The sequence below is a fragment of the Pseudoalteromonas sp. MelDa3 genome, assembly GCF_002863625.1.
In the GTDB taxonomy this organism is placed as follows: Bacteria; Pseudomonadota; Gammaproteobacteria; order Enterobacterales; family Alteromonadaceae; genus Pseudoalteromonas; species Pseudoalteromonas arctica.
The window spans coordinates 16,463-29,399 of record NZ_PJBR01000003.1 but is presented as its reverse complement, the minus strand read 5'-3'; the positions used below and the strand labels follow the sequence as shown (position 1 = coordinate 29,399).

Sequence of the window (12,937 nt, the reverse complement as noted above, 5' to 3'; positions counted from 1 at the left end):
GCACTAGGTGCTGAGCTTGTTTGCGCGAGGGGTGAAGCTTCTAATTACTAAGGCGCATTTAGGATGGGATAAGAGTGTAAGTAATATGGGGTAAAAAAGCAGTTAATTATTTGGTTACGAAAATAGCGCCTCACAATATGAAGCGTTATTTTAAAACTTACTATTTGGTTTGCATGTTTTTAGCGCGTTCTTCTGCATCTATTAAAGCTTGTGATTTAGGTGCGCGTTTTTTCTCTTCTATTTTGGGCTTTTCAGCCGAGTCAGGATCCCAGCTTGAGTCTAACGATAAGTTAGCAAATGGATTGTTACTGTCTGCTTTTTTAGGCTCAATTACTGGCTCATCAACTAGCGGTGTTGTTTGTGCTTGCTCAGGTATCGCGTCTTCTTTTTTAGGCATCGGCTTTTCACCAGGTAATGGTGCATCTGGGTTAAATGTACGCACTTCTGGTTCTTTAAAGTCTTGCTCTGTTGTATATGTAGTCGATTGAGCGTCAGATATTTGCTCTGGAGCGTGTAAATCTATAACCGGCTCACTCGCTGTTACTGGCTCAGGAGTAGTAATAACCGGCTCTACAGTGTTATGTTCGGCTTCTATTGGCGCAGGCCCCGTTACTTGCGCTGTATAGTGCTTACGTTGTTTTTTTACTGGCTTTGCATCTGGGTCAAAGTCGCGTACCTCTGGCTCATTAAAGCTGCTGGCATTTTTAATACGCTCTAAGGTTGTTTTTGCTGCTGCTTCAAACTCGGCGGTATTAGGTTCAGGTTTTTGTTTTACTTCGTTAAACGTAGCGGTACTTGTTTGCTCTAAAGTATCAGTTGAGTTAAGCGGTGTAGGCTCAATTTCGCTTGTTTGCACTTGTGTAGCTACGTTGTTTTGCTCATCTGAAATTTGCGTTGATGTATGTTCAATATCAGCATTTTGCGCAGTGTTCGTAGGCTCTAAAGGCTCTTCATTTGCCTCTACGCTGCTCTCAACTGCTTTATTATCTTGAGTTACTTCGTTGATGGCGACAGGCTCAATCTCTGGATCTTTTGTTGTTTGTACTGGCTTTGTTGCTTTAATTTCAGGTTTAGCTGGCGTAGCAATTTTTTCTGATTTAACTTCAGGTGGAGCCGCTATAGTCGGTTCTGCCATCGCTTTGCTTTGTTTTGCACGGCGCAGGCGCACGACTATCATAGCGCCAATAAGTACCACTATAACAAGTATTAAAGTGGGTAAAAGTAACGAGCTTGGGCTTTGTGCTACAGGTTGCGGCGCAATTACAGGCGCTGGTTTAGTTAACACAGGTGCTGATTTTAAAGGTACAGGCTTTTCAGACGCAGGTTGAACGCTTTGCTCTGGTGTCGCCAGTTGTACTTGCTCTATTGCGGCTTCGCTTTTTTGCTCTGTAACTACTTGCTCGGGTACTACTGTTGTTGGCTCTGCATCAATTACTATTTCGTTACTATTGGTATTTAGCTGATCGTTAATTTGTTGTTTTTGATCATCAGTTAAATTAAGTGTTTGCTCGTTGATGCTATCTTTAACAGCTTCTTCAGTGGGTTGTATTACAGGGGCAGGTTCAACAATTTTAGGTTGGGGCTGAGTAATAATCGCCGGTTCAGGCTCCATTATTTGGGGCTTAGGTTGTGCTTGAATTTCTTTTGGCTTATTACAGTTATTTTTGTAATCACGCGCAGCTTTACGATATTTTTGACTCGCTTTATTATTACTATTTTGCTGCATTTCTTGTTTAATTAAAATGCACATAGCTTCGTTGTATGCAGCACTTTGCGCACTATAAAATAAGGCAAAGCAAAGGGTAAATCTAATTAGTTTTGATATCATGAAGTTATGCGCGCTTAAATATTAATAGTTTGATTTTAAGCGCAAAATTAAAAATTATCCAGAGTAATACAACTAATCAATAACCATAAGGCTGCGATATTCATCGTAAGCAAATTGGTCGGTCATACCGCTTATATAATCTTGGATTAATCTACAACGATAATAAAACTCGTATGCCGCAAAGTGATCGGGCTCTTCTTGCATCGCATCTATTGCGTGTTGGTAACTATTTAAGTGCTTTTTAGAGAGCTTTTTAACAAGTCGCGACTCTATTAATAAACGTGAATCGCCATTTAGTGCACGCTTAAAGTCATCCTTGTTTAGTAGCAGTAATGGTTTATAGCAATCGAGCAAACCATTAATTATGCGATACCCTTGTAGCTCTAATTTTTCGACTTCTTTGTTTGAAAATACATGCTCAAGCGCTACCTGCTTTAGTGTTTTAGTTACTGCATGTAGATGGCTTCTATCTTCTAAAAGCGCTTGGTTAAAATCGCCATGATAAATAGGTTCTATATTTTCGATAAAGCGCTTTGCGGCGTGATTTACTAGCGGATGTAGCAATGCAACCCGCAAGTATATAAAAAATTCACTATTAAAATTATAGGGTTGTGCTTGTGCACGCTCTAGTGCGTAGTCTACGGCTTTGTCTACAAAATTTTGATGTTGAGCGTCGTCGATTAACAGATTTATTAATACTTTTTTGTAACTACTTTTAAGTTTTTCGCACAGCAACTCAGTGCTTATTATGTCTTTTTCTACGGCGTCTTCTATGTCGGCTAGGCAATACGAAATGTCGTCGGCGGCTTCCATTATGTAACTTGCAGGATGGCGGCAGTAAGGCTCAATAGTGAGCTCTTTTTGTAGCGCTTCAACAAAGTTTTTTTCGCTGTAGTAGTAACCCACTTTTTTCATTAAGTAGTTTTTATTTTGGGGTATGTCTTTTACATCAAGCCCAGCAGGGCGAGTGTATTTTAAAATACCAGCACTTTGGCTGTAGGTTAAATTAAGCGTTTGCAAAGAATGAATTATACGTATGCCTTGAGCGTTGCCCTCAAAGTTACAAATATCAAGCGCAAGGTGTTTAAAAACAACACCTATACCGGTGTTTGGTTCTTTACAGCGCTCGGGTGTTACGCTTGCTAGGTTGTTATTAAACCAGTGGTTAATAGCTGCTTCGCCAAAGTGCCCAAATGGCGGGTTGCCTATGTCGTGCATTAGGCAGGCCATTTCTACTAAGCTTTCTAGTGGGCGCTCTAGCTCGGTTAAGCCGTAATCTTTTTGTTGCTCATAGCTTAAATTAGCAAAAATACGTTGCACTATAAAACGACCAACTTGTTGAACTTCAAGCGAATGGGTAAGGCGAGAGCGCACAGCTGCGTTGCGCTCAAGCGGAAACACTTGTGTTTTTTGCTGCAGCCTGCGAATAGCAGCACTGTTAATAATACGTCCACGGTCGCTTTCTAGCGCCATCTGTAAGTTAGAGGTTGTGCGGTACATTCGTGCTGGCGTTATTTTTTTACTAAAATCTATGGTCATCTTTATACTTGTCCTTTTTTACAATTGATGACTGGCATAGTTTTTAGCACATAGTCATTTGTCTTTAATATACAGGGTTTAATCTATCAGTTTGTATCATAAAGTAACAACTTGCTTTAAAATAATTTTTTGAGTAATTGTTGTGCATTTATAGGTGTTTATAATGAAACAGTGGATTTTAAAGGCAGTATCAATTTGCCTAATGTTAGGAATGAACAGCGCATTTGCTGCAAAAGAGCAAACTGTGGTGCTTGTATCAATTGATGGCCTGCGTTGGGATTATATTGAAAAACACGGCGCGCCAAATTTAAAAGCAATGGCCGAGCGCGGTGTTCGCGCACAAAAGCTAATACCTGTTTATCCAACTAAAACGTTTCCTAATCATATTTCTATTATTACGGGCTTACTGCCGGTAAACCATGGCATTGTTGATAATAGCTTTTGTGATAAAGCGCGTAAAAACGACTGTTACAGCATGGGCAAAGCATTAGGCGATAGCACATGGGTAAAGGGTATTCCGCTTTGGAATTTAGCAAAAATGCAGGGGCTTAAATCGGCTACTTATTTTTGGCCTGAGTCAGATGCATTATTTAACGGCATGACACCAGATTACTTTTATCACTATTCTAAATACAGCGATTACCAAAGCCGTGTTGATCAAATTATTCAGTGGTTAAGCTTACCAAAAGCACAGCGCCCACGCTTTATTGCGAGTTACTTTTCGCTAGTTGACAGCATGGGCCATGAATTTGGGCCAGACGCACCACAAACGCGTGATGCAGTTAAACAGCTTGATGAATTAATGGGGCAATTACAAACTCGCTTAAGTAAATTAGAGCAAGAGGTAAACTTAGTTATTGTGTCGGATCACGGTATGACGAGTATAGATCCAGATAAAAGCATTGATGTAACCACACTACCTCAAGATGAAAACTTTTTAGTTAAAAATACTGGCCCACGTTTACTTATTTATACTCAGCCTGATGCTAAAAACGCTGATATTGAAGGTTACAAAGCACGTTTACGAGATGCGTCAAACGGTCGTTATACAGTATTAACTGACGAACAATTAGCAGCGTATCATTACAATAAAGGCACTCGCGTAGGCGATATTGTGGTGCAAACTACAGCGCCAGCGGTATTTACCAATGGTAAAAAACCAACCTATCTAGGGACTCACGGTTATGCATATACCGAGGATATGGCAGCATCATTTATTGCTGTAGGCCCTGCATTTAAACAAGGTGTAAGCCTTAAAGAAGTAAATAACCTTGATATTTACCCCGTACTTGCAAAAGTGATGGGACTTAAATTGTTAAACAAAGTAGATGGCAATGGTAAAACATTAATGCCAGCAATTAAGCAAAAAATCGTTGTGCATTAGCTTAATCTAAAAGAGCGCGTAAGCGCTCTGCAGGGAAGAACATGTTAAAACTTTAAAGTGGGCTATTTAGCCCACTTTTTTATTGGGCAGCTTATTTAAAGTTAGCAATACTTGTTTTTGTAGCAGTAACTGTGCGAATTGCATGCGCTTGGTTTGTAATACCAAATGCAATACCGTTTACGCTCCAGCCAGGGTTAGAGAAGTAATCGTACTGAGTAGCGCTACCGTAAACGTGCGGGTAAGCCATTATACTTGCAAACTCGTTTTGTACGCCGTGACCCATGCCATCTACATATACACCGCCAGACGTATCACCTTGTTTGCGTGAATGCGCTAAACCTTGGTTATGACCAAGTTCGTGTACAAATGTAGTTGCACCACAATCAATTGCAGTGATTGAGTACATACGGCTGCTCATTGAGCTGTATAGATTGCCATTAGTGCCTTGGCCAACCCATGCTAAACCGCATGAAATAAGCCCATTGCCAGCACTTTGACCAGTACCTAATACGGCAATCATGTCGGCTTTCCAATCGCTGCGTAAACCATCTACGTAGCTGCTATTTGTAACCGAATCTAACCAATCCTCAGACGGCGTTACTGCATAGTCACCTAAGTTTTGTTTGCCAGCTAAGCGTAGTGTTATATCAACGCCATTTTGGCTATATACCTGATTACTAAAAGCAATTAGTTGATTTATTTTAGTGTCAATATTGCTAGTTGCAGCAGCTGATTGGTCGGTATATAAAATACCGATATCGATTGTTTCTGCTTGTGCAACACTTGCTGCACATAATGCCGCAGCCAGTGCGGTTGTTGTGATTACTTTTTTCATTATTGTATTTCCTTACTCTTGTTGTGGTTGGAACTTGGTTGAGCTCATAAAAAGCAGACACACTAAAGTTGCCTTATAGTGCGGCTTTAGTTGTTTTTTATATTTTGATTATTGGTTAGCCATCAATTTTTGGTGCAAATATATCGATGCTTTTATCTGATTTGGGTTTTGGTGCGGTTACATCATGCTCTATGTGGCTTTTATATAAATCGCGTTTTGCTGCAATCCATCCGTACTTACCTTTACTTTCGAATACATAATTGCCAGAAGGCGCAGTAAATTGACCATATACGGCATCTTTACCTACCGTTAAAACGGTATTATGCATGCGGCCATCAACACCCACTATTTTGCCAAATATGCTCTTATCGCCATTTTCAGACTCAATCACATTAGTCACTTCTGCGGTGAATGTTTCGGCTGTTTGCGGAATAGCTAAATCAAAATTTTCGCCAGTTTCTAAAGCCTGTAAAGAATTTAAATCAAACTCAATGTAGGCTTCGTTATGTAAGTCGGTAGGTAAAACTTTTGCGTTTATAAGCACTTGCTTTGCTTTGTCGGATAGGCGATTTACGGCATCAAATTCTTCAAACGGTAAGCTGTTGTCAGGGGCAACAATAGGTTTAACGGTAATTGGATCTTTACTCATATCAATAGGTGCAGGGGGATGTGTATTGCGCGTTTTTTGTAAATCAATAGGAACAAAATCAATAGCAACAGGCGCGATAGGTTCGCCCGTTTCATCTGCATTAAAAAATAGCCCATAAACTGCAAATGCCGATAATGGTATAGCAATTAGTAAGACGACAGAACTCTTCATTTGTTTCTCTTTTAGTTTTTTTGGTTAACTGTTTGTTACGTTTTATATTATTAAATGGATTAGATCAAGATAATAAATGTAACCGAAAAGAATTAATTCTAAATTTCATAATTCCTTATAAAATATAAGGATATTTATTTTTGGTATGTTTTTCACTCTTTTTAGTATTGGTTTTTTGTAGGGTTTATGCGGCCTTTGGCGCGTTTGTGGGTACTTGTTTGTTTAGTTAAATACAATGGTTAAAAGTGACTTTTTGACGTTAATTACAATGAAAATAAAAAGTGAATTTTTTCACTCTTTGTAAACTAATCGCTAATTGCAATGCATTTATCGGGCACGTATGTTGTGTGCTGCATAAATGGCATTACGAGGGATTTATGAAGGTGTCTGATCAGTTGCTTAACCGAATTACAGCAGGGCTTGTGGCTGTAATTATTGGTTTTTCGAGTTCCATTGCATTGATTTATCAGGTGGTGATAACCCTTGGAGGCACGCCCGATTTAGTAGCTAGTTGGATTTTAATGCTTGGTTTAGTGATGGGCACAACGTCAATAGGTTTGTCGTACTATTACAAAGTGCCTGTTTTAATTGCGTGGTCTACTACGGGGGCTGCATTACTGATTTCAAGTGCACAAGGGTATAACTTAAACGAGGCTATTGGCGCGTTTATGCTCAGTGCATTGCTCGTTTTTTTGTCGGGGGTGACGGGCTGGTTTGAAAAAATAATGAACCGTATTCCAAGTGAGCTTGCGTGCGCCATGTTGGCCGGCGTACTTGTTACCTTTGGTATCGATGTGTTTAATTTTATGAACGACATGCCTTTAGTGATTGGCTTAATGGTTGTTATGTACTTTATTGGTAAACGCTTTTTTGCCCGCTTTGCTATGTTAAGTGTGCTTATTATAGGTGTATTACTCGCTTGGCAAATGGGCCATATTGATACCAGTGCACTGCACTGGAAAATGAGCGAATTTGCTTATATTGAACCCGTTTTTCACTTGCAAGCATGCATTAGCATAGGTTTACCACTTTATATAGTTACCATGACATCGCAAAATTTACCGGGTATTGCTGTTTTAAAAGCGCATAAATATAAAGCGCCTATATCTGCGTCTCTTAATGTGACTGGTTTTGTAAATATGCTTACCGCCCCGTTTGGAGCTTACTCTATTAATTTAGCCGCTATTACCGCTGCTATTTGTATGAGTGATGAAGCGGATAAAAATCATGATAAACGTTATTGGGCGAGTATAGCGGCGGGCGCATTTTATATTTTAATGGCGCTGTGCGCAGCTACATTAGTTGGGTTGGTAGCAAGTTTACCGCAGGCACTTATTTTAGCTTTGGCGGGCATTGCGCTATTTGGCACCATTGCTAATAGTTTGCAGCAAGCCCTTAGTAGCACTAAATATACGGAGGCCGCAATTGTTACTTTTTTAGTAACAGCATCTAACTTAACATTGCTATCAGTGGGGTCTGCTTTTTGGGGAATTATAGCAGGTGTGCTTACGCTCCTTATCACCCAAAAAGACTAAAAGCTTTATTGTGTACAAAGAGCCGTTGGTGAGTATTTAAAACAAAATTATAGTTTATTTATATCATTAAAATAGCTTAACTAAGCTTATAAAAAAGGCTGCAATTGCAGCCTTTAGTTTTATAAAACAAGATTTACCTAATCAAAAGTATGATGGCGAGTTACACTAAACCGATTAAGTATATGGTGCATAATATACACAACGCACAGACTTAATATTATAGCCACCGATACCGAGCTAAACCGGTACATTGCGCTATAAACAAGATCTTGGCCTGGCCCGAGTGAGTTCCCAAATAAAATACCAAACGTAGTCAGCACACCAAAACCAATACCAGGTATGCCTCCGCCTAAAATATGAAAACGCGCAAAAAGAAACGAAAGTATCCATAAAATAGCCATCGGAAAAAGTAAAAAATCAGAGTGACTATACAAAAATAGTTGCGATAGTAACGCTGCATTACACCCTATAAGCGTTCCAATTGCTCGCTGCCAACCAGCCATACCTGCGGCTTTCCAGCACAATGAAAACAAAATAAGCACAGATGCTGCCTGCGCAGATATTGAGTCTTGTAAATCAAGAACCTGAAAAACCACAAAAGAGAGCGTAGCCACGGTTGAGCATAACAATACCTCATGGCGAATACTTTCTTTTGCTTTAGCTGGCATTACTCGCCCGGGCCTTGCGGTTACATCAGGAAATAGGCCATGCATTAATGCTCCAATAACAACGGTTAAAAATATAGCCAAACCATTAGTTAAAATTAACGGATAAATACTACTTCCTTCATCAACATAGCTCGAAAAATGTAGCTGAATAGAAAGGCTTATCACGCCTAAAGCGCCAAATAAAAAGGCACTACCGCTACTCATTTGGTAAAATAAAAAGCAAAAAACACCAAACACTAATAATGTCATAACTACTGGTAAGTGAGAAAACAATCCCTGCATTATCAGCACTATAAGCGCGCTAAATGCAGCAGATGCTATAAATTGATTTATGAGCCCACGACTTAACGTAGGTACCATGCCCAATATCAACATAGGATAAACGGTAAAAAATATACCATTAGGCCAGTTCATTAATTTACTAATAGTAAAGCCAAGGGTGCATCCACCTGCAATGCGTAGTGCTTGGCGAAGGCCATTAGAGTCTAATTGTGGGCCTTGGCTAACAATTTGAGTCATAAAGCCTCCATTAATAAATGTAGTGTAACCAGCTAATAAATCTAATTTGTGCAGAGCCAAACCATTGCCCAATTGTCGATTCGGGTAATAATTGTACTGTTGCACGTGACCCGCTTGGCATGTTCGCTATTAAGTCTTGATGATTTACGAGCTTTAAATGAATACGTTGACGCTGTGCATCGCGTACCCAACGATTGCTGGTTTCTGTTGTACTTAGTAAACCATTTGCACTAAGTTGACCGTTGCTAACACCTGCTTCAAATGTTTCTAGTATTGCGTCGTAAACTTCACCTGGGCGGCTATCAAATACTACGCGCGCTTGAGTGCCTTGCTTCATATTTGAGAGTGACTTTTCTCTAAAGTCGGCAACTAAGTCGGCTTTTTTAGCGACAATAGCTAATAATGGGCTACCTGCAACTGCGTATGCGCCGTCTAATAATTGTAAGTTAGCAACTACGCCGTCACTTAGTGCACGTACTTGCGTGTAGGATAAATTTAACTCAGCCTGCGCTAACTGGTTAGCTGCATGACGCATAGCTAAGTTTTTATTACCTGAGTCACCTCTAGCTAAAACTGCTTCAGCTAACTGCGCTTCTAGAGCCGCAACATTTGCTTTACTGGCTTCAAAATTAGCACGAATGCTTTCAAGCTCTTGCTCCGATATAGACTTTTGAGTATAGAGTTTTTCGCCTCTGCTTTTTAATAGCTTTTGCTCATGCTGCTTAGCATTTGCAGCACTAATTTGTGCTTCAAGGGCTTTTACATTGGTATCAAGACGCTTGTTTTGTAATTTGGCATCATCAAGCGCGAGTTGAGCTTGCTCTTTGGCTAAATTATATGGGCCTTCATCGATACTAAATAATATATCGCCCGCTTTAACTGGTTGGTTATTATTAACTTGCACACTAGTGACTCGGCCACTAATTTGCGGTGATATTTGCACAACAGGGTGGTATACACGTGCCTGTGGTGTCACAGGCAAAACCATATCGGCCACTAAATAGTAAATAAATACTAAGATAAACCCTATGAGAGAAAACCTTACATAGCGTGCAAACTTTTGATCCGGTGTCATTTTTAGCCTTACTTATTAACTTGAATACATTTAAGGGCGTTTTGCTCTATTTTGATCAAACCAAATGCAATGGCATCTAGCTGCTCAACAGATAAACCGCTGTATAACTGATTTTTTATATCGGAAATGGTTTCTTGCAATGAATGTAAAATGGCATCACTTTGCTCAGTAAAATAGAGTCTTTTACTGCGCTTATCATGTTTGTCTACACGGCGAACGATTAACGATTGCTCCTCTAATTGCTTAAGCGTACGAGTCAGTGAAGGCATTTCTATCCCCAAGCTATTAGCAAGTTCAAGTTGTGTTAGTCCCTCACCACGCATATTTATATGCATTAGTGCAGTCCAGCGCGACTGAGTAAGCCCCAAAGGCTCAACAGCAATGGTTACTGCTTCGCGGCATAAGCGATGAACTCGGCCCATATTACCGATAACTGTTAAATCGAGCGTCTCGTGAAAAGGTTTTTGTGTAGGCATAGCCATCCCAACATAGTTAGCAAGCTAACTATTTTATCATTACTTAGCAAGCTAAGTAAATATGTGTAAGTGCGGGAAGTGGCAAAATATTTGCTAAACCTCACCTGTAAAAAAATGGTGAGGTTTAGGGAGTTTTAAAAGTTAAGTAAATTAGCTGGGGAGTATTGATCGGTAAGTACTTTTGTATCTGCAGGCCAATCTTGGCCGTCTTTAGTAAAGTGCATAAGTTGGCTAATCGCTTTTATATCTACACCGTATTTTACTAATTTAGGGGCGAGAGCATTAACACGCGTGTTAATTTGGGCTTCGCTCGGTATTGATTTAAGCCCCGCTAAAATAATACGGTTGCTGCGATTTTCGCGGCTTACATTTATAAAGTCGCCAAATACAGCGTGGTAAGTTGCCGACTCATGCTCATAAAGTTTACTACTTGAAAACGTATTTGCGGCAATAACGCCACCATCGGCTAATACGCTTTGTACTTCTTCAAAAAACTCTTTAGTGAGCAAATGCTCCGGAATATAGTCACCGTTAAACGCATCCAAAATAATCCAATCGTACTTTTGCTTTTTAATAGCGGCGCGCTTTATAAAAATACGGCCATCTTGCACGCTTGATGTCACTAAGTCGTTTTCTATAAAGTTAAAGTAATCGCGTGCAACTTTAGTTACTGCAGGATCTATTTCAACATTATGAATATTTGCAGTGGGGTATAGCTCATGAATAACATTAGAAAGCGTACCGCCACCTAATCCTATAATAAGTACACTTTTAGGGTTGTCGGTTACTAAAAGGCTCGCAAACGTCAATTTTGTGTAATTAAAAACAAGTTTGTCGGGATTGCTTTTATACATGCAACTTTGGCTTGTTTGGCTACTTTTAGTATTAAATTTAAGGCAACGTAAGTCGCTCGTTTCTTCAACAATAATATTGCGATAAAGCGAGCGTTCTTCATGAATAACGTTACTAAACGCAGAACCTGAAAACACAATTAATGGCAGTAGCAAATATTTAAGCATGAGCAAGCCCCTTATTATTAACCAAGGTATTAATAACAATCGCTACTAAACCCAGTGACCCAAGCGTTAAAGCAAAGGCGCTAATAATTGTATTCACGTCAAACGCGAGTACAAAGTAAAACGAGGTAATTATAGTACCCAGGGCACTGCCAAGCGTACTTACAAAGTATAAACGCCCAGCCACTTGGCCGCTTTTATCGCTATCTGTTACCAGTAAGCGCACAGAGTAGGGCGAGATCATGCCTAAAATAACGGTAGGTATAAAAAATAAAGCAGTTGACGCTAAGAGCGAGCCGTAGCGGCTATCTTCAATATGGGTAAATATAAATTCCATTATTGGCTGCGAAAATAATGTAATAGGCACAACCATAATGCTGGCAATTAAAAATATTAAACCATATTTGGTAAGGGATGCATTTTTAGTGCTGAGTTTACCACCAAGTAAATACCCAAAAGATAAACTAAGCATAAACACAGTAATTATACTGCCCCAAATATGCACGCTACTGCCAAAAAAGGGGGCAAGAATTCTCCCACCTAAAAGCTCAATGCCCATTATGCAAAAGCCGCTGCAAAAAGCTAAAAAGTAAATTAACGCGTTTGTTTTTATGCTCATGTAATTATCGTTATGTAACTTAAGTAGAACACTATACTAACGTGATGCATACAAAGCTGCTAGGGCCTGTTGACCTTTCAGGATTAAAAATTGTTCTATCTAGGGGCGATTTAATCGCGGCGCGAGGTTTGTAACCTAGTGGGCTCGGTAACTGCTCCTGCGTTACCCTACTGGCTTACACCCATGTAAGAATAAGTAAAAACCGAGCAAAGCTTCCGCGTCCTGCTCACGCCCCTTACCTACATCCATGCAGGCAACAAAGAGTTAATCGTCCCTAGAAAGAACCCAGAGGGCAGCGCATGTTTGGTATTTATGCTGCGTTATCGCCCATTAATGGGGAATAACCACACTACATAGGCTCTGCCTTGCCTAAAAACCAAACATGCTGCTGCAAATTTAACCTCGAAAGATAAATAGGCCCTAGGGTAATAATTAACCTAAGTTTAATTTAAAAAAGAAGTTTTGTTATAGCAATTTGTTAGTTAGTTGAATTCTGATCTATTTAGCTTGCCTAGGCCCTCGCGATTTAACACTTAAGACGCTTTTTCATTTAAATTAATTTTCTTAAGTTTTCTTTAAGTTTCACTCGTTAAGTTTAAACCCTGAAATATAAACAGGTTTAA

At 39.7% G+C, this 12,937-nt stretch carries 11 protein-coding genes; 2 read left to right on the top strand and 9 right to left on the bottom strand.

Features of this window, described 5'->3' with window-relative positions; genetic code table 11:
* Window positions 1-160 precede the first annotated feature (160 nt).
* Together CXF89_RS00915 and dgt are read right to left on the bottom strand one after the other, a co-directional pair.
* Window positions 161-1,828, bottom strand: a complete 1,668-nt coding sequence (locus tag CXF89_RS00915) for a cell surface protein (protein ID WP_121953528.1) — start codon at window positions 1,826-1,828, stop codon at window positions 161-163.
* A gap of 72 nt (window positions 1,829-1,900) precedes the next feature.
* Window positions 1,901-3,367, bottom strand: a complete 1,467-nt coding sequence (gene dgt, locus CXF89_RS00910; RefSeq protein WP_121953527.1) for a dGTPase — start codon at window positions 3,365-3,367, stop codon at window positions 1,901-1,903.
* Between the two features lie 163 nt (window positions 3,368-3,530).
* Between dgt and CXF89_RS00905 the strand changes: the two genes are divergently transcribed.
* On the top strand, window positions 3,531-4,751 hold the full coding sequence (locus tag CXF89_RS00905; protein ID WP_024591549.1) for an alkaline phosphatase family protein: 1,221 nt from the start codon (window positions 3,531-3,533) through the stop codon (window positions 4,749-4,751).
* 91 nt (window positions 4,752-4,842) lie between these two features.
* Here the strand turns inward: CXF89_RS00905 and CXF89_RS00900 are convergent, their stop codons facing one another.
* Together CXF89_RS00900 and CXF89_RS00895 are read right to left on the bottom strand one after the other, a co-directional pair.
* On the bottom strand, window positions 4,843-5,586 hold the full coding sequence (locus tag CXF89_RS00900) for a zinc-dependent metalloprotease family protein (protein WP_007583576.1): 744 nt from the start codon (window positions 5,584-5,586) through the stop codon (window positions 4,843-4,845).
* A gap of 115 nt (window positions 5,587-5,701) precedes the next feature.
* Window positions 5,702-6,406 carry a hypothetical protein gene (locus CXF89_RS00895; RefSeq protein ID WP_121953526.1) on the bottom strand — a complete coding sequence of 235 codons (705 nt, stop codon included), beginning with the start codon at window positions 6,404-6,406 and terminating at the stop codon, window positions 5,702-5,704.
* A gap of 377 nt (window positions 6,407-6,783) precedes the next feature.
* On the opposite strand from CXF89_RS00895, the gene CXF89_RS00890 reads away from it, so the two are divergent.
* Entirely contained in the window at window positions 6,784-7,941 is a 1,158-nt protein-coding gene (locus tag CXF89_RS00890) for a benzoate/H(+) symporter BenE family transporter (RefSeq protein ID WP_121953525.1), read from the top strand.
* A gap of 137 nt (window positions 7,942-8,078) precedes the next feature.
* Here CXF89_RS00890 and CXF89_RS00885 read toward each other — a convergent pair whose 3' ends face one another.
* The 5 genes from CXF89_RS00885 to CXF89_RS00865 form a co-directional block, all read right to left on the bottom strand.
* Window positions 8,079-9,128 carry a DUF2955 domain-containing protein gene (locus CXF89_RS00885; RefSeq protein ID WP_007583570.1) on the bottom strand — a complete coding sequence of 350 codons (1,050 nt, stop codon included), beginning with the start codon at window positions 9,126-9,128 and terminating at the stop codon, window positions 8,079-8,081.
* A gap of 10 nt (window positions 9,129-9,138) precedes the next feature.
* Window positions 9,139-10,203, bottom strand: a complete 1,065-nt coding sequence (locus CXF89_RS00880) for an HlyD family secretion protein (protein ID WP_121953524.1) — start codon at window positions 10,201-10,203, stop codon at window positions 9,139-9,141.
* 8 nt (window positions 10,204-10,211) lie between these two features.
* Window positions 10,212-10,679 (bottom strand): MarR family transcriptional regulator, encoded by a 468-nt coding sequence (locus tag CXF89_RS00875; protein ID WP_007583567.1) that lies wholly within the window; start codon window positions 10,677-10,679, stop codon window positions 10,212-10,214.
* A 134-nt stretch (window positions 10,680-10,813) separates the two neighbouring features.
* A complete protein-coding gene (locus tag CXF89_RS00870; RefSeq protein ID WP_121953523.1) occupies window positions 10,814-11,698 on the bottom strand; it encodes a spermidine synthase in 885 nt (294 codons plus the stop codon).
* The gene (locus CXF89_RS00865) at window positions 11,691-12,314 is read right to left on the bottom strand and encodes a fused MFS/spermidine synthase (protein ID WP_121953522.1); all 624 of its coding nucleotides are present in this window, start codon (window positions 12,312-12,314) and stop codon (window positions 11,691-11,693) included. Before CXF89_RS00865 ends, CXF89_RS00870 begins: the two co-directional genes overlap by 8 nt.
* Window positions 12,315-12,937 lie beyond the last annotated feature (623 nt).

Coding starts and splice junctions, on each gene's coding strand:
- CXF89_RS00905 (WP_024591549.1), top strand. CDS start 3,531: ATGAAACAGTGGATTTTAAAGGCAGTATCAATTTGCCTAATGTTAGGA.
- CXF89_RS00875 (WP_007583567.1), bottom strand. CDS start 10,679: ATGCCTACACAAAAACCTTTTCACGAGACGCTCGATTTAACAGTTATC.
- CXF89_RS00900 (WP_007583576.1), bottom strand. CDS start 5,586: ATGAAAAAAGTAATCACAACAACCGCACTGGCTGCGGCATTATGTGCA.
- CXF89_RS00880 (WP_121953524.1), bottom strand. CDS start 10,203: ATGACACCGGATCAAAAGTTTGCACGCTATGTAAGGTTTTCTCTCATA.
- CXF89_RS00885 (WP_007583570.1), bottom strand. CDS start 9,128: ATGACTCAAATTGTTAGCCAAGGCCCACAATTAGACTCTAATGGCCTT.
- CXF89_RS00915 (WP_121953528.1), bottom strand. CDS start 1,828: ATGATATCAAAACTAATTAGATTTACCCTTTGCTTTGCCTTATTTTAT.
- dgt (WP_121953527.1), bottom strand. CDS start 3,367: ATGACCATAGATTTTAGTAAAAAAATAACGCCAGCACGAATGTACCGC.
- CXF89_RS00865 (WP_121953522.1), bottom strand. CDS start 12,314: ATGAGCATAAAAACAAACGCGTTAATTTACTTTTTAGCTTTTTGCAGC.
- CXF89_RS00890 (WP_121953525.1), top strand. CDS start 6,784: ATGAAGGTGTCTGATCAGTTGCTTAACCGAATTACAGCAGGGCTTGTG.
- CXF89_RS00870 (WP_121953523.1), bottom strand. CDS start 11,698: ATGCTTAAATATTTGCTACTGCCATTAATTGTGTTTTCAGGTTCTGCG.
- CXF89_RS00895 (WP_121953526.1), bottom strand. CDS start 6,406: ATGAAGAGTTCTGTCGTCTTACTAATTGCTATACCATTATCGGCATTT.